We start from the raw sequence: 20,020 nt of genomic DNA, 5'->3' as shown, positions 1-20,020 counted from the left end.
GGCTTCCATGACCACGCCACTTGCAGACAAGATCAAGAATCTCATCCGGGCCAACGGCCCGATCAGCGTGACGGATTACTTCGCCCTGTGCCTGGCAGATCCCGACCACGGCTATTACAGGACGCGCGAACCCTTCGGCCGCCATGGCGATTTCGTCACGGCACCCGAGATCAGCCAGCTGTTCGGCGAGATGCTCGGCATTTTCATGGTGCATGCCTGGCAGCAGCACGGCGCGCCCTCCCCGGTCAATCTCGTGGAAATCGGTCCCGGCCGCGGCACGATGATGCTCGACATGCTGCGCGTCATCGCAAAGCTCGCGCCCGCCCTGCATGAGGCTCTCTCCGTCCATCTGGTGGAAACGAGCGACCGTCTGCGCGGCGTCCAGCGCGTCACGCTCGAAGCCTATTCCGCCAAGATTACCTGGCATGCGGCCTTCGAGGATGTGCCGGCCGGCTTCACGCTGATTGCCGCAAATGAACTGTTCGACGCCATTCCCATCCGCCAGTTCGTGAAGACCCCGACCGGCTTTCGCGAGCGGATGGTGGGGCTCGATGCGGACGATGAATTGTCCTTCGGCATCGGCGTTGCCTCGCTCGATCCCGCCCTCCTGCCCGCCTCGCACGGATCGGAGCGCAACGGCGTGATCTTCGAGGTGTCGCCGGCGCGACAGGCCGTGATGAGCACGCTGTGCGAGCGGCTGAAGAAGGAAGGCGGCACCGCCCTCATCATCGACTATGGTCACATGGTGACGAATTTCGGCGACACGCTGCAGGCCGTGCTGCGCCACGATTACGACCCGCCGCTTGCCCATCCCGGCGATGCGGACCTGACGAGCCATGTGGACTTCGAGGATCTGGCCCGCGTTGCCCGCGGTGCCGGCATCCGTATCAATGGTTGTCTGCATCAGGGCGACTTTCTGTACGGCCTCGGCCTTTCCGAGCGTGCGGCAGCGCTTGCCCGCAACAAGAGCGAGGCGGAACAGCGGGCGATTGCGCTTGCCGTCGACCGGCTTGCCAATGCCGGCGAAGGCCGGATGGGCGAGCTTTTCAAGGTGATGGCCGTCTCCAGCCCGACCGTGGCGCTTGCGCCCTTTCGACCGGTGCGCGACTGACGCTGCCGCTCGGCGGTTGACATCGCGCTCGCCCCCGGTCCACATTTCGCCGCGACAACGAAGCAGGCGCGTGCAAGGCGCACGTCGCCCAGCCGGCATGCCTGCCGCCTCATCCACCCTCCAGAACGGACAGACGAACAGCACATGCAGGATCCAGCGCCGATCGAAAGCCCTTTGCTGAAAAGGAGCGCCGAAAGCGGCATCCGCCACGGCTTCTTCACGCGTCAGGGCGGTGTTTCCTCCGGCCTCTATGCCGGCCTCAATGTCGGGCTCGGCTCGCGTGACAGCCGCGACGACGTGATCGAGAACCGCCGGCGGGTGGCGGCCTATTTCGGCCAGCCGCCGGAGCGCCTGGCAACCGTCAACCAGGTGCACTCGCCCGATGTGGTGACCGTCGACGCGGCCTATGCCGGGGAGCGTCCGAGCGCCGATGCCCTGGTGACGGCAACGCCCGGCATCGTTCTGGGCGTACTTGCGGCCGATTGCGGCCCCATCCTGTTTGCCGATCCGAAGAACCGGGTCGTGGGTGCCGCCCATGCCGGCTGGAAGGGCGCCCTGTTTGGTGTCGCGGACAATACCATTGCCGCGATGATTGCCCTCGGTGCCGAGCGGAAAAACATTCTCGCCTGCCTCGGCCCCTCGATTGCCAAGGCAAGCTATGAGGTCGGCCCGGAATTTTTTGCCCGTTTCGTCGATGAGGACAAACGCTTTGCCGCTTTCTTCACTCCCTCGGGGAAAGAAGGGCATTACCAGTTCGATCTGCCGGGGTTTACCACGCGGCGCCTGCGAGAGGCCGGCATTGCGGCGGAAAACCTCGATCTGGACACCTATCCCGATTCTGAACGCTTCTTTTCCTATCGCCGCACCACCCATGCCGGCGAACCGGATTACGGACGCCAGATATCGGCCATCGCAATCATGGAGGAATGACATGGCCCTGCATTTCGAACGCAGCGAATACGCCGCCCGGCTGGAGCGCCTGCTTGCCGCCATGGAGGCGGAAAAGCTCGACGCCATGCTGCTGTTTGCCCAGGAAAGCATGTACTGGCTGACCGGCTACGACACCTTCGGCTACTGTTTCTTCCAGTGCCTGGTGGTGAAGGCAGACGGCACGATGTCACTGATCACCCGCTCGGCGGACCTGCGCCAGGCGCGCCACACCTCGATCCTCGACAATATCAGCGTCTGGGTCGACCGCGTGAATGCCGATCCGACCGCCGACCTGAAGAACCTGCTGTCGGAAATGGACCTGCTCGGCTGCCGTATCGGTGTCGAATACGACACGCATGGCATGACCGGCCGGGTTGCCCGGCTTCTCGACAACCAGCTCTCCACCTTCGGCGACATGATTGATGCCTCCTACGTGGTCAGCCGCCTGCGCCTGGTGAAAAGCCCGGCGGAAATCGCCTATGTCCAGCGCGCAGCAGCACTTGCCGACGACGCGCTCGACGCTGCCCTGCCGCTGATTTCGGCCGGTGGCAGCGAGGCCGACATCCTGGCGGCGATGCAAGGGGCGATTTTTTCCGGCGGCGGCGATTATCCGGCCAACGAATTCATCATCGGCTCCGGCGCCGACGCACTGCTTTGCCGCTACAAGGCAGGACGCCGGACGCTAGACGCGCAGGATCAGCTGACGCTCGAATGGGCTGGTACCAGCGCCCATTACCATGCCGCCATGATGCGCACGGTGCTGATCGGCGAACCGACCACCCGCCACCGCGAACTCTACAATGCCTGCCGCGAAACCATTCTTGCCATCGAGGAGGTGCTGCGCCCGGGCCATACCTTCGGCGACGTGTTCGATACACACGCCCGCATCATTGATGACCGCGGCCTCACCCGCCATCGCCTCAACGCCTGCGGCTATTCGCTCGGCGCGCGTTTCTCGCCCTCCTGGATGGAGCACCAGATGTTCCATGTCGGAAATCCGCAGGAAATCCTGCCCGACATGTCGCTCTTCGTGCACATGATCATCATGGATTCCGACAGTGGCGCGGCCATGTCACTCGGCCATACTTATCTCACTACGCAAGACGCACCACGCACACTTTCCAGGCACAATCTGGACCTGCTGGTAAAATAGACAAAGACTCAGATCTACTTGAGTAATACAAAAGCTAAATATCGAAAATATTGACTCCACCCAAATAATTCCCCTAAAGATAAAGGGGCAGTACATTCGAGGGGGAGTGATATCATGAGGAATTTGCAACGGTTTGGACCGCGCACCATCGCGGTTTCCATGGCGTTGCTATGTATAGGCTGCAGCGACTCCCGCCGTATGGTGCCCCGGGCGGATGTCGGGCATTCCTCCTACGGGCGCTATGCTTACACGCGCGATGGCGATACTGTACGGCGCAACACCGCCTATCGCGCTGGCTCCCGGCAAACCTATGCCAGCCAGCCCTATCGCGATCCACGCCTGTATGGCCGCTACGACGACGTCGCCACCGGCGGCGTTCCAGGCTATTACGGCGCTGCGCCGAATTGGAATGCGCCCGGCAATCCCGCTCCCTACGGTGCGCCCGCCGGCTACGGCGCGCGTCCAACCTATGGCGGCTATGATGGTCGGTCGTATGGTGCGACGCCAACCTATCCGAACGGCTGGAACGCGGCCCCGAACCAATATTACCCGCAGCCGCAGCCCTATCCCCCGCAAGCCTATCCGGCGCAGGCCTATCCCGGATCGGGCTACCCTGCCGAGATCTACCAGCCCTACCCGCCAGCGCAGCCCTATCCGGCCTATCGGCCGCAACCTTACACGGCTCCGGCCTATCCGGCCCAGGCCTACCCGTATCCGCCACAGTCCAATACGTATGGCAGCCCAAGTGACGGCAGCGGTACCGCCTATGATGGCCGGTCAAGCGCTGCGTACAGCAGCTACAGCAATCCCGATCCCGCCGGCACCAGTCGCCGGACGAACACGACGCTCTCGACGGCCAGCACACCCGCCCTCAGTCCGCCAACCCGCCGTCTGACGTCCGGCACTGTGCAGAGTGCGCCTCTGCCGCCACCGGCGCAGAGGAACGCCTATACGTCACAAACCCACGCGCCGATTGCGCCGAACACGCTCGACGCGCAAGCCAAGGCTGTCGACCACGGGCGGCGCTCGCCGGTTGCCTCTGCGCCCTTGCCTGAAAAACGTGCGCCACCTGTGGCCACAGGCCGCCAGGCATCCGCCGCAAAGCCGAGGCTTCCAGCGACCCGGCAAACGGCGACCCGGACGGGGACTGACACGGCATCGCTGGGCGAGTCCTCGCGCAACACGATCCGCTTCCTGCCGATCATCGGAGCGCCGACAACGATCATCACGCCCCTGTCGCGTCATCTCGCCAATGCGGCGCGTGCCGGCGGCATCGTCATCCAGGCGTCCAGTGCAAACAATGGCGGCCACTTCCTGAAAGGCTATCTGGCAGCCTTTCGAAACGGCGACGGCGTGACCATCTCCTATGTCTGGGATGTGCTGGACGGGACGGGCGAGCGCCTGCACCGCATCCAGGGGAAACAGGATATCGCCTACGCCGGCGGCGACCTCTGGGCTGCCGTTCCCGGCAAAACCCTGCAGACGATCGCACAGGACACCATCGCCACCTACCGGCAATGGCTGGGGACACGAACCACCTGAATGGAACAGGATCGGCAGCAACTGCACACACCGTTCACAAAAAGTGCTTGATTGCGGTCGTTCAGTCTTGCATTCGGGTGTGGCAACGGTAAAAGGCCGCATCCAGCGTGACAACAGGCGGACCCCAATGAAGGTTTTCGCAGGGAATTCGAACCGGCACCTCGCCGACGCGATCTGTTCCTATCTTAATGTGCCTCTTGGCAAAGCCACCGTCAAACGGTTCGCAGACCAGGAAATTTTCGTCGAGATCCAGGAGAACGTGCGTGGTGAAGATGTCTTCGTCGTGCAGTCCACCTCGTTCCCGGCCAATGACCACCTGATGGAACTGCTGATCATGATCGATGCCTTCCGCCGCTCGTCGGCGCGGCGCATCACGGCCGTTCTTCCCTACTTCGGCTACGCCCGCCAGGACCGCAAGGCCGGCCCCCGGACACCGATCTCGGCCAAGCTGGTGGCCAATCTGATCACCGAAGCCGGTGCCGACCGCGTTCTCACCCTCGACCTGCATGCCGGCCAGATCCAGGGCTTCTTCGATATTCCCACAGACAATCTCTATGCGGTACCGATCCTCGCCCGCGACGTGCGCGAACATTACGACCTGAAGAACGTCATGGTCGTGTCGCCCGATGTCGGCGGCGTGGTGCGCGCCCGCTCGCTTGCCAAGCGCCTCGACACGCAGCTTGCCATCGTCGACAAGCGGCGCGAACGGGCCGGCGAATCCGAGGTGATGAACGTCATCGGCGATGTGACCGGCAAGGACTGTCTGCTGATCGACGATATCGTCGATTCCGGCGGAACGCTCTGCAATGCCGCCGAAGCGCTTCTGAAGAACGGCGCGACCAGCGTGACGGCCTATATCACCCATGGCGTTCTGTCGGGCGGCGCGGTTGCGCGCGTATCCTCCTCGAAGCTGCGCGAACTCGTCATCACCGACTCGATCCAGCCGACGACCGCCGTCCAGTCGGCTCCCAATATCCGTGTCGTCTCCACTGCCGGCCTGCTCGGCGAGGCGATCAACCGCACGGCGCTTGAGGAATCGGTCTCCAGTCTGTTCGACTGACCCGACGCTTCCCAATGCATTCAGAAAGACGCCGCCGCCTGAGGCGGCGTTTTCATTTGAAGGGCATGGTCAAAGGGTGGAAATAGCCCGTTTGCAAGGCTTTTGCTTGCCAGCCCGCGCCACTTGGTCTATAGGCCCCTCGTCCGCGTAGACACCCTTGGAGGCAACGCGGATGAAGCGCATCGGACGATGCCCTTCCGACCCGCTGTATGGCCAAAGCGCCGTCGACGGGTTCTCCAAATAACCTCGAAAGGAATAGCCATGAGCCACGCATCTTACGAGCTCAAGGCCGAGGCGCGCGAACGGGTTGGTAAGGGGTCCTCCCGTGAACTTCGCCGCAACGGTTTCATCCCCGCTGTCATCTATGGTGACAAGCAGGCCCCGATTTCCATCGCTCTGTCGACCAACGAGGTCACGAAGCGCATCCACGCCGGCGGTTTCATGACCACCGTCGCCACCATCGTGTATAACGGCGAAAAGATCTCCGTTCTGCCGAAGGATTACCAGCTCGATCCCGTCCGCGACTTCACCATGCACGTCGATTTCCTGCGCGTCTCCGCAGACAGCCAGGTCACGGTTGACGTTCCGGTTCACTTCATCAACGAAGAAAAGTCCGGCATCAAGATCGGCGGCGTTCTGAACATCGTTCGCCACGAAGTCGAAATGACCTGCCCGGCCAACGACATTCCGGAATTCATCACGGTTGACCTCGACGGCTTCAAGATCGGCGACAGCATCCACATTTCGGCTGTCAAGCTGCCGAAGGGCGCAACGCCGACGATCACCGATCGCGATTTCACCATCGCCACGATCGTTGCTCCGGCTGGCGGCACGTCCGAAGAAGAAGGCGCTGCCGAGTAAGCCTCGCGCTTCACCGGCATTCGTTCGAACCCGCCTTCTCACGAGGGCGGGTTTTTACGTTGAAGCAGGTCTGTTACTCTCCTCGATCAGCATCCCGACAGTAGACAAATCTCGCAACACCCTGTCGGTTTCTGCTAGTCTCGCTTCAAGATTGCTTAATCAATGAATGGAAGCATGGCCGCTCGGCAGGTATAAGCCGACATTCGAGAAAGAAACGGGAGCGCCAGTCAGATCGATGCGCCATTCGGTCGAAAGTCGTTTTATTGCGATTATTTCCGGCGCTCTTCTGATCGTCGTCGCGCCGCTCTTTACGCTCTTTCTCGTCCTGTCTTCACAGCAGGCGACACAGAGCCTGAGGGAGCGCGTCGATATTCGCCTGAACGTCAATGCACAGGCGCTCAGCAAACCGCTATGGGATCTCGATCTCGACAGCATTCGCCTGGTGACCTCACAACTGATCGGCGAACCGGGCATTCGGGTTGTTCAGGTCAGCGATACGCTCGGCAAACTGGACGTGACGGAGAGCAACCTTAAAGACGGCGACGAGCCGTTGACCAAGGCGATGCAGACGATCCAGTACCGTTCGGCCGATGGACTGCAAGAGGTCGGCACGCTCACCATCTACTATACCAAGCTCGGGCTGTTTTCTTCGCTGAGCGCCATGGAAATCGCGTTCATTTCCATTTTCACGGTCGCCATTATCACGGTTTTCGTCACAGCCATTCTCGGCAACCGCATCATGGTGATCCGGCCGCTGATGCGGCTGACGGCCGCCATCGAGGCCACCCGCCGGCTCGGCTCACGCCATCATGTCGATTGGCGTTCCACTGACGAGATAGGACGGCTGGCGCAAAGCTTCAACGAGATGCAGATCGAGCTGGAGCGCGAGGAGCACGAACTGAAGCGCGCCCACCAGCAGACGACGGAAACCTACAACCTGACGCCGGCCATGCTGTTTTCGCTGAACGGCGACGACATGATCTGGGCGGTCAGCGATTACTGGCTGCTGGCCACCGGCTATGCGCGCGCGGACGTGCTCGGCACCCCGTTCATCGATCTGATCGTGGCTGCCGACCGGGCGCGCTACCGGGCACGCAAGCAGCAGATGCGCCCGAGCAGTGCCGCCTGCGAAGTGACCGTCGGGTTTCGCTGCGCCGACGGGCGCGTGATGGACGTGCTGATCCTCGAGACGGAGCTGCGCTCATCCGGCAGCGACATGCCGACCTCGCTCAGTGTGATGACCGACGTCACCGAACTGAAGCAGTCCGAACAGCGCAACCGGCGCCAGGCCATCTCCGATCACCTGACCGGTCTTTTGAACCGCCAGGGTTTCGAGGCGGTGCTGGACGAAAAGATCGTAGAAGCCGACGCGACGCGATCGGAGATCGCCTGCCTGTTCATCGATCTCGACCGGTTCAAGTCCATCAACGACACGCTGGGCCATGCGGTGGGTGATGGCGTGCTGTGCCAGTTTGCAGAGCGCATCGCCCCGCTGATCAAGGCGCATGACGTGGCGGCGCGTCTCGGAGGCGATGAATTCGCCTTGCTGATTACAGGCATCGGCGCAGAAGAGCGGGCACGCGACATCTGCCAGAAGATCGTCGACCTGTTCGACATGCCGTTTCAGGCGGATGGAACGGCCGTGCGCCTCAGCGCCAGCATAGGCCTTGCCTTTTATCCCCGCCATGCCCGCTTTGCCGCTGAACTGCTGCAGAAATCCGACATGGCCATGTACACCCGCAAGCGCGAGGGCAAGAACGGCGCCGTCGTCTATAACGAAGCCATTCTGGACCGGGCGCGCGAACGGGCGGAAATCGAAAGCGACATTGCGGTTGCCCTCTCGGCCAACTGGTTTGAATCGCATTTCCAGCCGATCGTCGATGTGACGACGCGCCAGATCGTCGGCTTCGAGGCGTTGATGCGTCTGCGCCATCCGCGCAAGGGCCTGCTATCTCCCTCCAGCATTATCGAGGTGGCGGAGGAAACCGGGTCCATCAACCAGATCGGCAGTCTGATCCTTGAGGACGCGCTGTCCAATCTGGCGCGGCTTTCCGCCATGCCCGGCATGGACGAGGCCTATGTGGCGGTGAATTTCTCGCCACTGCAGTTCGAGCCCAGCCTGCCTGCGCGCCTGGCAGCGCTCATTGCCCGCCATGCCATCCTGCCGCATCGGCTGGTGCTGGAAATCACCGAAGCCGTGCTGATGCATGATGATCCGGAGGTGCGAAAGGTCCTGGACGAGATCCACGCCTTTGGCTGCCGCATCGCGCTCGATGATTTCGGCACGGGCTATTCGTCCCTGAGCTACATGAGCCGTTTCCCGGTCGACATCGTCAAGATCGACCAATCCTTTATCCGCTCCATCGGCAAGGAGGCCTCCGAAATCGGGCAAAAGAACCGCATGCTCATCGAAGGGATCAGCGCCATATCGCACAAGATGAACTGCACGGTGATTGCCGAAGGCGTTGAAACACGTCGCCAGCACGAGCTTTTGAAACAGATCGGCGTCGATTGCGCGCAGGGCTTTCTCTTCTCTTTACCGCGCAGTATCGACGACCTGATGACGGATCTTTCCCGCTCTGCAGCGCCACTGGAAAGCCTGACGGGATGAGGTCATACTAGGGACGCGCAAGAGGCACTCCGGGGGACGCGGCATGAGGTTTCTGATCGCAATCATCTGCATGGTGGGCAGTCCGGCTTGTGCTGCAAGCATTGCCTTCACCACGGAATCCTACCCGCCCTTCAGTTTTCTCAAGGACGGCGTGCCCGCCGGCGCCGGCGTGGAGCAGGTGAGCCGGATGATGATGGAAGCCGGGTCGGACATGCACTTCACCATTGAAGTGCTGCCCTGGGCACGCGCGCTGGCGCTTGCCGAGACACAGCCGGATCACTGCGTCTTTGCAACGGCGAGAACCCCGGAGCGCGAGAACCGCTTCAAATGGGTGGGCCCCATGCAGATGGATCGCAACAGCTTGGTGCGCCGCGCCGGAAGCGCTGTCCATGTGCCAAATCTTGCTGCGGCCAAAGCCTACCGGATCGGAACCCAACGGGACGACTATACGGAAGCCCTTCTCCAGCAGAAGGGATTTACCGGGATTGATCTCAGCGCCAGCTTCGATCTTACCCTTGCCAAGCTTCTGGGCGGACGCATCGACCTCATGCCGATGTCCCAGCCTGTCATGAAGAAACTCCTCAAAGAACAGCAGCCGATCGAGCCGGTGGTTGAACTGTCACAACAGGAACTGGCCATCGCCTGCAACAAATCGGTCGCCAACGCGCTGATCGCCCGCATGCAGACCGCCCTCGACCGGCTGAAGGCCAATGGCACGGTCGACAGGATCTACCGCGCCTACGGTGTCGAGCTGGTGCACTGATACCAAGTGTCGGTGATCCTGCCAAAAAGGCTTGACTTCATGCCCGTTTCGCGGTCCCAAACGTCCGCGCAGTCGGCCGACGACCAGAGCCAGCGGCATCACGTTCAAACGGGCAGCGCGTCGAGGAGAAGTCTCAGATGCTCATCATCGCCGGCCTTGGCAATCCAGGCTCCAAATATTCCGGCAACCGCCACAATATCGGTTTCATGGCCGTGGATGCCATCCAGCGCCGGCCCGGCTTTTCGCCCTGGTCGAAAAAGTTCAAGGCGGAGATTTCGGAAGGGGAACTGGCTTCCGAAAAGGTGCTGCTGATCAAGCCGCAAACCTTCATGAACCTCTCCGGCGAGGCCGTCGGCGAAGCCATGCGCTTCTACAAGCTCGGGCCGCAGCAGATCATCGCCATCTATGACGAGCTGGATCTCGTGCCGGGCAAGGCCCGCATCAAGACGGGTGGCGGCCATGGCGGCCATAATGGCGTGAAATCGCTCGATGCCCATTGCGGGCGCGAATACCGCCGCCTGCGGCTCGGCATCGGCCATCCGGGCTCCAAGGAGCAGGTGCAAAACCATGTGCTCGGCGATTTCGCCAAGTCAGACCGCGTCTGGCTCGATCCGCTGCTCGACACACTCGCCGACAATGCCGAGATGCTGGTGAAGGCCGAGGACTCGCAGTTGATGAACAAGCTGGCGCTCGCCGTCGGCGCCAAGCCGGACGACGAGCCGAAGACGGCAAAGAAGCCGGAAAAGCCGGGTGGCGGCCAGTCGCATATCCGCGCCGCCCGCAATTTCGCCCAACCCAAGGCCCTGCCGACAACCGGCCCCATGGCCGACATGCTGAAGAAGATGTTCGGCGCCAAGGACAAGGAATGACGCCGCAGGCCGCAGACTTGGCCGCGCTGCGCGGCAACCGGTGCCGGTCAGACGCCCTGTAGCGCGGTCTCTGCGCAGACCTCCGGCGTATAAATCGCGGCAATGCAGTATCAGCGCGCAATTTTCCTTGAAGTCTCGCCAAGAGAGCTTATGTTGAAGCCATACGTTTACAGCCTTTTCGGCTACCTGATCATCCTTGCCTTCTAGGCTGCTTGGCGACCCCCAGATTTTGCGAACGTTTTTCAGAACTTCAGCCCGACCGGCTGGAGCGCGCCAGCAAATCCGTTTCTTGCGCCATCGACCCAGATTTCAAGGACAACCATGTTTCATACCCCCCGTACCGCCGCAGCACTTTTGTTTGCGAGGCCAGAGCCGCAAGCCGGCTCCAATGCCGCCAAGCTGCAGGCCTTGCGCAACAGCCAGGCGCTTCGACTGCGCGAACGCAAGATGATCGAAAAGCAGGAGCGCCTCACCAAACGCGCGTCGCATCTGCAACCCGCCGGCTGATCCTTTCCGCCGACACCCAAGAAGACGACCCAACCCCGATTGAAGGCCGTTTGACGGCCGCAGGACAGTTTGACGTGACAACCATCGACTACAACGCAAGCGCCGGACTTTATCCGTGCAAGACCAACAAGCGCACCACCCGCGTGCGCTACCGGCGGTTCGACACCGTTGCCGAAGCGGTACGCTTTGCCATCGAGGACATGCCCGACGTGCAGTTACGCGGTTGTGTGCTGGAGGTGGACGAGACCCGCTTCGACGGCAACGGCATCCGCCGTCTTTATGACGCGCAGGACTACCCGCTGCTGCGTCGGGCTTGACGGCCTTTGTCGCGGATGCGGGCTTTCATCGACGCATCCGCCCGGCGCCGCACGCGACCGCGATGACCGGAAGGCGATAATCGCATGACGATATTTTCCGTTCGCCACATCACCGAATATGTCTACAAGCGGCCGGTCGCCTTCGGGCAGCACCGCCTGATGTTTCGGCCGCGCGACAGCTTTGATCAGACGCTCCTCAGTTCCGATCTCGCCATCCATCCGCCGCCGCAATCGGTGCGGTGGATCCATGACGTGTTCGGCAATTGCGTGGCGCTCATCGAGTTTTCCGGTCGGGCCAAAAAGCTTCGGTTCGAAACCAACATCCGTCTTGAGCATTCAGAGCAGGTTGCGCTCGATCTGCAGATCGACGAAGAGGCCCTCACCTATCCTTTTGCCTATGATCCGGAAGAAGCGCCGGACCTTGAGCGCACCATTGCGCGCCAGTTTCCCGACCCGGAGGATCAGCTCGGACGCTGGACGCGCCAGTTCGTGCGCCAGGGCCAGCCGACAGAGACCGGCCGGCTGCTGATGACGCTTTGTTATGGCATCCATGAAAGCTTCACCTACCAGCGGCGGCTGGAGCACGGCACGCAGACGCCGCTTCAGACGCTCTCGCTGCGCCGCGGCACCTGCCGCGACTTTGCGCTTCTGATGATGGAGGCGGCACGCACACTCGGCATGGCCGCGCGTTTCGTCACCGGCTATATCTATGTGCCAGACCGCGACGGTTCCACCACGCTGGGCGGCGGTTCGACCCATGCCTGGTGCCAGGTCTACCTGCCCGGCGCCGGATGGGTGGAGTTTGACCCGACCAATGGCATCGTCGGCAACCGGGATCTCATCCGTGTCGGTGTGGCGCGCGATCCGCGCCAGGCCGTGCCGCTCTCCGGCAGCTATGACGGCAAGGCTTCCGATTTCGACGACATGACCGTGCAGATCAACGTGACGACGGACGAAAACAGCACAACCCATACAGGATGAGCGGAACAACCACCACCGAAAGCCGTTCCACGCATGAAGTCGCCACTCCCTTTTTCGATCAAGGACAAACATCCATGAAAATCCGCGCGGGCTTTCGCCTGAGCTACGAATGCCCGCAGGACACGGCCATGCTGCTGGTTCTCAACATCCACCCCTCGCGCCGGGCAGACCTCCTTGGCGAGCAGACGCTGAGTTTCGACCGCCCGATCGAGGCACGTGGTTATCTCGACGGTTTCGGCAATGCCTGCAGCCGCATTGTGGCTCCGGCAGGCCTCACCACGATCACCACAGATTTTGAAATCTATGACGGCGGCCTTGCCGATCCAGTGCCGGAGAATGCCTACCAGCACGAGATCAAGGATCTGCCGGACGAGGTTCTGGTGTTTCTGCTCGGCAGCCGCTACTGCGATACGGATCGTCTGGCCGATTTTGCCTGGAAGACCTTTTCCGACACGCCGCTCGGCTGGCCACGCGTAAAGGCCATTCTGGATTTCACCCACAACCACATCGCCTTCGATTACCAGAAGGCAGATCCGCTGCGCACCGCCTTTGGCGGCTTCACCGACCGCACCGGCGTGTGCCGCGATTTTGCCCATCTCGCCATCACGCTCTGCCGCTGCATGAACATTCCGGCGCGCTACTGCACCGGCTATCTCGGCGATATCGGCGTGCCCGTGGACGTCAATCCGATGGATTTCAGCGCCTGGTTCCAGGTCTATCTCGGCGGCAGCTGGCACACGGTGGATGCGCGCCACAACAAGCCGCGCATTGGCCGTATCCTGATGGCCACCGGCCGGGATGCAACCGATGTGGCGCTGACGACTGCATTTGGCCCGGCGGCCCTCAAGCATTTCGAAGTTATAACCGACGAAATCCCTGCCCAGGCGATGTGACGGCGCCACCTTGGGCAGCGTCGCAGGCGGGATCTTCAATACCTGCGACGGCCGGCAGAATCACTCTTCCGGCTCGGCCTTGAACATCAGCGGAAAGCCCGCTTCCTTGGCCAGATCCATGGCCTCGGAGACTTTTGTCTCGGCAATATCCTTGGCGCAGACGACGACGACGCAGGAGCCGAGCTTGTGTGCCGTCATCATCACCCGGTAGCCAGCATCCTCCCCGATGCGGAAAACAACCTTCAGCACCAGCGTGACGAATTCGCGCGGCGTATAATCGTCGTTGAACAGAATGACCTTGTAAAGCTTGGGTCGCTCCAGCTTCGTTGTGCTCTTCGGCTTGAGTGTAGTTCCGTTCGCCATGGCGGCGGGCCTCCTGTGTCACCTGAGGCGGTGCAGCCGGGATTTCATGGGTCATTCGCGCGCGTACAACAGCGTTTGCGCGCATCATCATGAAAATAGGAAGAGTCTTCGTCCACAGCAAGGCGGCAAGTGCTTTCGGCGGCCGGAAACGCGGCGGAATGGGCCGTTGCCCTTGACCCCATGGCGTGTTTCCCCCATAGCCACGGTCAATCTAAATCAAGGACGGGTGGAACCCTTATGGGCTTCAAATGCGGTATCGTCGGTCTGCCGAATGTCGGCAAGTCGACCCTCTTCAACGCGCTGACCAAGACGGCGGCGGCACAGGCGGCAAACTATCCCTTCTGCACCATCGAGCCGAACACCGGCGAAGTGGCCGTGCCCGATCCGCGCATGCAAAAACTCGCTTCCGTGGCCGGCTCCAAGGAAATCATCCCGACCCGCATCTCCTTTGTGGATATTGCGGGCCTGGTGCGCGGCGCCTCCAAGGGCGAAGGGCTTGGCAACAAGTTCCTCGCCAACATCCGCGAAGTGGATGCCGTGGTGCATGTGCTGCGCTGCTTCGAGGATGACGACATCACCCATGTCGAAGGCCGCATCAATCCGGTCGGCGATGCCGAGACGATCGAGACCGAGCTGATGCTCGCCGATCTGGAAAGCCTGGAACGCCGTGTCGAGCAGACCCGCAAGCGCGCCGCCTCCAAGGACAAGGATTCGCTTGCCCAGCTGCCGATCATGGAAGCGGTGGTGAAGCTCCTGAACGAGGGCAAGCCCGCCCACCTTCTCCTCGCCACCCTTGCCGCCGACGAGATCGAGATCCTGAAGGGTTTGAACCTTCTGACCTCCCACCCGGTTCTCTACGTCTGCAACGTGGCGGAAGCCGATGCAGTGGACGGCAATGCCCATACCAAGGCCGTGGCCGAAATGGCAAAGGCGCAAGGGGCCGAATGCGTGATCATTTCGGCGGCCATCGAATCGGAAGTGGCGCAGCTGCCGGAAGAGGAAGCCAAGGAATTCCTCTCGGCGCTCGGCCTTGAGGAAGCCGGTCTCGACCGCCTGATCCGCGCCGGCTACAACCTGCTCGACCTCATCACCTATTTCACTGTCGGCCCCAAGGAAACCCGCGCCTGGACCATCCGGCGCGGCACCAAGGCGCCGGCTGCGGCCGGCGTCATCCACACCGATTTCGAGCGCGGCTTCATTCGCGCCTTCACCATCGCCTATGACGATTACATTGCCTACAAGGGCGAAGTAGGCGCCAAGGAAGCCGGCAAGGGCCGCGACGAAGGCAAGGAATATGTCGTGCAGGATGGCGACGTCATCCACTTCCGCTTCAACACCTGAGCCTCTCCAGGCTTTTGTCGATTGCGCTGCCGCCCCTTGCCCGGGCGGCAGTTTTCGTTTGGGGCCGGCCGTTTCCGCAAACAGCTTGGAATGACAGGAACATCCGCTATGGTTGTCTGATCAGCGTGAATGGGAAGAGCAATGCTGCATTTTGAGGATTTTCATGAGGGGCGCAGTTTTCCGCTCGGGCCTCGCACGGTCACGGCCGAAGAGATCATCGAATTTGCCCGCGAATTCGATCCGCAGCCGATGCATCTGTCGGAAGAGGCCGGAAAGGCGAGTATTCTGGGCGGCCTTGCCGCCTCCGGCTGGCACACCGCCGCCTTGCAGATGCGCATGATCGTCGACAGCTATATCGGCAATTCCACCTGCCAGGGTGCCCCCGGCGTCGATGTGATGGATTGGAAGAAACCGGTTCTTGCCGGCGACACGCTGTCGGGCGAGGGTCTTGTGCTGGAAGCGCGTCCGCTCAAGTCCCGCCCGGGCATTGGGCTGGTACGCATGCGTACAGAGTTGCAGAACCAGCGCGGAGACACCGTCTGCGTGGCAGAACAGGTCATCATGTTTTCGATGCGCAGCGCCAAGGAGACCGCCGCATGAGGCTGGCTGAGCTTTATCCCATCGGCACCCGCATTGAGACCGGCACGCTGGAATTTTTGGCCGAAGACATCATCCGCTACGCCGAAAAATTCGATCCGCAGCCATTCCACATGGATGCGGAAGCGGCCAAATCCTATGTGTTCGGGGGGCTCTGCGCTTCCGGCTGGCATACCTGCGCCGGCTGGATGAAGATGCTGTTGTCCCATTTTGCCGAGGAATTCCCACGCCTCAAACAGCAGGGGATCGCGCCGCCGAAACTTGGCCCCTCGCCCGGTTTTCGCAAGCTGCAATGGCTGCGACCCGTCTATGCGGGTGACCGCATCACCTATTCGGTGACTCTCACCGACACGCGCGAGCTTGCCTCGCGCCCCGGCACCTGGCTGAATTCGACCCTCAACGAAGGCATCAACCAGAACGGCGAGATGGTGCTGCGGTTCGAAAGCAGCGTGCTGGATTTTGCCTGACCAATCCGGTCGTAGAAGCCAATGCGGCCGGATGCTGATCGCCGGCCGCAACCGTTTCCTCAGCGCGTGGCGATGACCGCAACGCCCGCTCCGACCATCGCGGCCCCGGCGCCCCGGTTGATCCGCTTGACCACGCGCGGGCTGCGCATCAGGCCACGCGCGCGCCTTGCCAAAAGCACATGGCCGCCGATCACCACCACCTCGACAAGCAGGATCACCAGAGCAAGGCTTGCGGCCTGCAGCAGCGTGAGGTTGGGGCCGACGACATTCGGCAACAGGGCGACATAAAACAGCGGCATTTTCGGATTGCCGAGATTGAGCACGACGCCCGCGAGAAACCCGCGTCTCAGATCACCTGGTTCGGCCACCGCCTTCTCCTCTGGCACATACGCAGGCGATGTCCACAGGCGCAGGCCCATCCAGACGAGATAGGCAGCACCTGCATAGCGCAGCACGGTCATGCCAAAACCCATTTCTCCTGCCGCGGCCGACAGGCCGAAGGCGGCGAGAAACAGGAAGATCAGGATGCCGGTGACGGTGCCAAGCCCATAGGCGATGCCGGAGGCAGCACCGCCTTGCACGGTGCGGGCAAGGATGGTCATGTTGTCGGGGCCGGGACTTGCGGCAAAGACGAAAAACGTCGCCCCAAAGGCGATCAGCGTGTGAAGATCCATATCCGTTCCCTCAAAGCTTGTTATGCCTTGAGGCTATGCCCGCGCGGCCTGCCGCACAAGTCCCGCAAGGCGGGATCAGTGCCCTTCGAAGGACACCAATGTGCGCACTTCGACGCCGAGCGCCTCGAGCTTCTGTCGCCCGCCAAGCTCCGGCAGGTCGATGACGAAGCAGGCGGACACGACATCGGCACCCAGCTGGCGCAGCAGCTTGACGGCGCCTTCGGCCGTGCCGCCGGTGGCAATCAGGTCGTCGCAGAGGATGACCTTGTCGCCGGGGCGCACTGCATCCACATGCATCTCCATCTCGTCGGTGCCGTATTCCAGGCTATAGGCCATGCGCACCGTCTGGTGCGGCAGCTTGCCCTTTTTGCGGATCGGCACGAATCCGGAAGAGAGCTGATGCGCCATGGCACCGCCGAGGATGAAGCCGCGCGCCTCGATCCCCGCCACCTGATCGATGGCAAGGCCGTTATAGGGCCGCACCAGTTCATCGACCGCCTGGCGGAAAGCGCCGGCATTGCCGAGCAAGGTCGTGATGTCGCGAAAGATGATCCCCGGCTTGGGATAATCGTGAATGGCGCGGATGGCGGTGGCGAGCGTCGTTGCAATATCGGACATCGGATCTTCCAGTGAAGGGCTGCTAGGGGGGCGGGCAAGGCGCCTTGCACGCGAAAGGCGGCCGAAGCCGCCTCTCTACAGGATCAATGGGAAAACCGAAATGGTTTTCCCGAAACAGGGTGGAGGCTCCGTCAACACGACGGCAGCGCCTCAATGCTCCTTGCGGGCGTAAACCGACTTCTTCGTCAGATAGATGAGGATGCTGAAGATGGCGAGGAACACCATCACCATGAAGCCGGTGCGCTTGCGCTCTTCCAGATGCGGCTCGGCAGCCCACATCAGGAAGGCGGCCACGTCCTTGGAATACTGGTCAAGCGTCTGCGGCGTGCCGTCGTCATAGGTCACCTGACCATCCGACAGCGGCGGCGCCATGGCAAGGGCGGGTGCCGCGATGAAATACGGATTGTAATGCGTGCCCGGGGCAACTTCGACGCCGGCCGGCGGCTCCTGGTATCCGGTCAGCAGGGCGTGGATATAGTCCGGCCCGCCTTCCTGGTACTGGGTGAAGATATCGAAGATGAACTGCGGAAAGCCGCGGGTCACGCCACGGGCCTTGGCGAGCAGCGACATGTCCGGCGGGGCAGCGCCGCCATTGGCGGCAGCCGCCGCCTGATCGTTCGGGAAGGGCGATGGGAAATGATCCGACGGCACGGCCTTGCGGGTGAACATCTCGCCCGCATCGTTGGGGCCATCCTGCACTTCATGCGTGGCGGCAAAAGCCTTCACCTGGGCGTCCGAATAACCGAGGCCTTCCAGCGTGCGGAAGGAGACGAGCTTCATCGAATGGCAGGCGGAACAGACTTCCGTATAGATCTTCAGGCCGCGCTGCAGCTGGCCCTTGTCGTAATGGCCGAAGGGGCCGGCAAAGCTCCAGTCCACCGGCTGCGGATGGTGGATCGGATAGTGCGGCGTGCCGCCTTCCGCATGGGCGGCCTCCTCCGCGGCTGCCGCCCCGGAGGCAAGACCGGCGACGAGAGCCAGGGACAGGAAGCCTTTGACAAGCATTTTCATCGTTTTCGTCCTCTCGGTCACAGGCGTCAGGCGCGCATGTCGGCGTTCACGGTGCCGTTCTTCTGAAGAACTGCCTCCGTAATCGAGTTGGGGATGCGCCGCGGCGTCTCGAAAAGCCCGAGAAGCGGCATGATGACGAGGAAGAAGCCGAAGTAGTAGGCGGTACCGAGCTGCGAGTAACCGACATAGTTGCCGACCAAATCGCCGTGGAACAGTAGGCCGAAGAGGCCGGTGCCTTCCGCCGGCATCGCACCCAGCCAGCCGAGCAGGATGGCGTTTACGACGAAGAGCCAGAAGAACAGCTTGTACCAGGGACGATAAACGGCCGAGCGAACCTTGGACGTATCGAGCCAGGGCAGGAAGAACAGCACGATGATGGCGCCGAACATGACGAGAACGCCACCCAGCTTGGAATCGATCGGGCCGACATTGAACGTGATGGCGCGCAGCATGGCGTAGAACGGCAGGTAATACCATTCCGGCACGATATGGGCGGGGGTCTTCAGGGCGTTCGCCATGATGTAGTTATCCGGGTGACCCAGATAGTTCGGCATGTAGAAGACGAACCAGGCATAGGCCATCAGGAAGATCGAGACGCCGAATGCATCCTTCAGCGTCGCATAGGGCGTGAAGGGCACCGTATCGGTCTTGGTCTTGATCTCGACGCCGGTCGGGTTGGTCTGGCCCGTCACATGCAGCGCCCAGATGTGCAGGATCACCACGCCGGCGATCATGAAGGGCAGGAGATAATGCAGCGAAAAGAAGCGGTTGAGCGTCGGCTGATCAACGGCAAAGCCGCCGAGCAGGAACTGCTGGATCCACTCTCCGACCAGCGGGAATGCCGAGAAGAAGCCGGTGATGACGGTCGCGCCCCAGAAGGACATCTGGCCCCAGGGCAGCACATAGCCCATGAAGCCGGTTGCCATCATCAGGAGGTAGATGACGACGCCGAGGATCCAGAGGATTTCGCGCGGCGCCTTGTAGGAGCCGTAATAGAGACCACGGGCGATATGCAGGTAAACGGCGATGAAGAAGAAGGAGGCGCCGTTGGCATGCATGTAGCGCAGGAGCCAACCATGGTTGACGTCGCGCATGATCTTTTCAACGGAGTTGAACGCGACCGTCGTTTCCGCCGCATAGTGCATCGCCAGCACGACGCCGGTCAGGATCTGCACGACCAGCATGACGGCGAGCATGGCGCCGAACGTGTAGGCGTAGTTGAGATTGCGCGGCACCGGAAAGGCGATGAAGCTGTCATACACCAAGCGCGGCAGGGGTAGCCGCGAATCGATCCACTTTTCGATGCCTGTGGAAGGCTGGTAACTGGAATGCCCACTCATGCTGTGTCCCC

21 protein-coding genes are annotated in these 20,020 nt (G+C 61.8%); 16 read left to right on the top strand and 5 right to left on the bottom strand.

The genetic code is table 11. The annotated features are described in order from the left end of the window. Positions 1–7: 7 nt before the first annotated feature. From J2858_RS08955 to J2858_RS08895, 13 genes are all read left to right on the top strand, one after another. Positions 8–1,111 carry a class I SAM-dependent methyltransferase gene (locus J2858_RS08955; RefSeq protein WP_210104448.1) on the top strand — a complete coding sequence of 368 codons (1,104 nt, stop codon included), beginning with the start codon at positions 8–10 and terminating at the stop codon, positions 1,109–1,111. A 144-nt stretch (positions 1,112–1,255) separates the two neighbouring features. Further along, positions 1,256–2,041, top strand: a complete 786-nt coding sequence (gene pgeF / locus J2858_RS08950) for a peptidoglycan editing factor PgeF (RefSeq protein WP_210104447.1) — start codon at positions 1,256–1,258, stop codon at positions 2,039–2,041. A gap of 1 nt (position 2,042) precedes the next feature. Then, on the top strand, positions 2,043–3,194 hold the full coding sequence (locus tag J2858_RS08945) for a M24 family metallopeptidase (RefSeq protein ID WP_210104446.1): 1,152 nt from the start codon (positions 2,043–2,045) through the stop codon (positions 3,192–3,194). 198 nt (positions 3,195–3,392) lie between these two features. Beyond that, positions 3,393–4,736: a hypothetical protein gene (locus J2858_RS08940; RefSeq protein WP_210104445.1), complete on the top strand. Its 1,344-nt coding sequence runs from the start codon at positions 3,393–3,395 to the stop codon at positions 4,734–4,736. 127 nt (positions 4,737–4,863) lie between these two features. Next, on the top strand, positions 4,864–5,796 hold the full coding sequence (locus J2858_RS08935; RefSeq protein ID WP_210104444.1) for a ribose-phosphate pyrophosphokinase: 933 nt from the start codon (positions 4,864–4,866) through the stop codon (positions 5,794–5,796). Between the two features lie 261 nt (positions 5,797–6,057). Then, positions 6,058–6,657: a 50S ribosomal protein L25/general stress protein Ctc gene (locus J2858_RS08930; protein WP_210104443.1), complete on the top strand. Its 600-nt coding sequence runs from the start codon at positions 6,058–6,060 to the stop codon at positions 6,655–6,657. A gap of 235 nt (positions 6,658–6,892) precedes the next feature. Further along, a complete protein-coding gene (locus J2858_RS08925) occupies positions 6,893–9,268 on the top strand; it encodes an EAL domain-containing protein (protein ID WP_210104442.1) in 2,376 nt (791 codons plus the stop codon). Positions 9,269–9,311: 43 nt separating this feature from the next. Further along, a complete protein-coding gene (locus J2858_RS08920; protein ID WP_245365687.1) occupies positions 9,312–10,031 on the top strand; it encodes a substrate-binding periplasmic protein in 720 nt (239 codons plus the stop codon). Positions 10,032–10,168: 137 nt separating this feature from the next. Further along, positions 10,169–10,900, top strand: coding sequence for an aminoacyl-tRNA hydrolase (gene pth, locus J2858_RS08915; RefSeq protein ID WP_210104441.1), 732 nt, complete (start codon positions 10,169–10,171; stop codon positions 10,898–10,900). 321 nt (positions 10,901–11,221) lie between these two features. Continuing rightward, complete coding sequence (locus J2858_RS08910; protein WP_210104440.1) at positions 11,222–11,407, top strand: hypothetical protein; 186 nt, start codon at positions 11,222–11,224, stop codon at positions 11,405–11,407. A 74-nt stretch (positions 11,408–11,481) separates the two neighbouring features. Next, a complete protein-coding gene (locus J2858_RS08905; protein WP_210104439.1) occupies positions 11,482–11,724 on the top strand; it encodes a hypothetical protein in 243 nt (80 codons plus the stop codon). A gap of 84 nt (positions 11,725–11,808) precedes the next feature. Then, positions 11,809–12,705, top strand: coding sequence for a transglutaminase family protein (locus J2858_RS08900; RefSeq protein ID WP_210104438.1), 897 nt, complete (start codon positions 11,809–11,811; stop codon positions 12,703–12,705). A 74-nt stretch (positions 12,706–12,779) separates the two neighbouring features. Continuing rightward, entirely contained in the window at positions 12,780–13,598 is an 819-nt protein-coding gene (locus tag J2858_RS08895; RefSeq protein ID WP_210104437.1) for a transglutaminase-like domain-containing protein, read from the top strand. 60 nt (positions 13,599–13,658) lie between these two features. Here J2858_RS08895 and clpS read toward each other — a convergent pair whose 3' ends face one another. Continuing rightward, a complete protein-coding gene (gene clpS / locus J2858_RS08890; RefSeq protein ID WP_210104436.1) occupies positions 13,659–13,961 on the bottom strand; it encodes an ATP-dependent Clp protease adapter ClpS in 303 nt (100 codons plus the stop codon). Positions 13,962–14,198: 237 nt separating this feature from the next. Here clpS and ychF point away from each other — a divergent pair, with 237 nt between their 5' ends. From ychF to J2858_RS08875, 3 genes are all read left to right on the top strand, one after another. Beyond that, entirely contained in the window at positions 14,199–15,302 is a 1,104-nt protein-coding gene (gene ychF / locus J2858_RS08885; RefSeq protein ID WP_210104435.1) for a redox-regulated ATPase YchF, read from the top strand. Between the two features lie 129 nt (positions 15,303–15,431). Next, a complete protein-coding gene (locus J2858_RS08880; protein WP_210104434.1) occupies positions 15,432–15,902 on the top strand; it encodes a MaoC family dehydratase in 471 nt (156 codons plus the stop codon). Then, positions 15,899–16,366, top strand: a complete 468-nt coding sequence (locus J2858_RS08875; protein WP_210104433.1) for a MaoC family dehydratase — start codon at positions 15,899–15,901, stop codon at positions 16,364–16,366. Before J2858_RS08880 ends, J2858_RS08875 begins: the two co-directional genes overlap by 4 nt. Positions 16,367–16,425: 59 nt before the next feature. On the opposite strand, the gene J2858_RS08870 is transcribed toward J2858_RS08875, so the two are convergent. The 4 genes from J2858_RS08870 to J2858_RS08855 all read right to left on the bottom strand — a co-directional run bounded on the left by J2858_RS08870 (position 16,426) and on the right by J2858_RS08855 (position 20,009). Then, a complete protein-coding gene (locus J2858_RS08870) occupies positions 16,426–17,040 on the bottom strand; it encodes a LysE family translocator (RefSeq protein ID WP_210104432.1) in 615 nt (204 codons plus the stop codon). 75 nt (positions 17,041–17,115) lie between these two features. Next, positions 17,116–17,658, bottom strand: coding sequence for an adenine phosphoribosyltransferase (locus J2858_RS08865; RefSeq protein WP_210104431.1), 543 nt, complete (start codon positions 17,656–17,658; stop codon positions 17,116–17,118). Between the two features lie 150 nt (positions 17,659–17,808). Then, positions 17,809–18,669 (bottom strand): cytochrome c1, encoded by an 861-nt coding sequence (locus tag J2858_RS08860; protein WP_210104430.1) that lies wholly within the window; start codon positions 18,667–18,669, stop codon positions 17,809–17,811. A 26-nt stretch (positions 18,670–18,695) separates the two neighbouring features. Continuing rightward, entirely contained in the window at positions 18,696–20,009 is a 1,314-nt protein-coding gene (locus J2858_RS08855; RefSeq protein WP_210104429.1) for a cytochrome b, read from the bottom strand. Positions 20,010–20,020 lie beyond the last annotated feature (11 nt).

The organism is Neorhizobium galegae (assembly GCF_017877135.1).
GTDB lineage: Bacteria > Pseudomonadota > Alphaproteobacteria > Rhizobiales > Rhizobiaceae > Neorhizobium > Neorhizobium galegae_A.
This window is presented reverse-complemented; position numbering and strand designations above follow the sequence as displayed.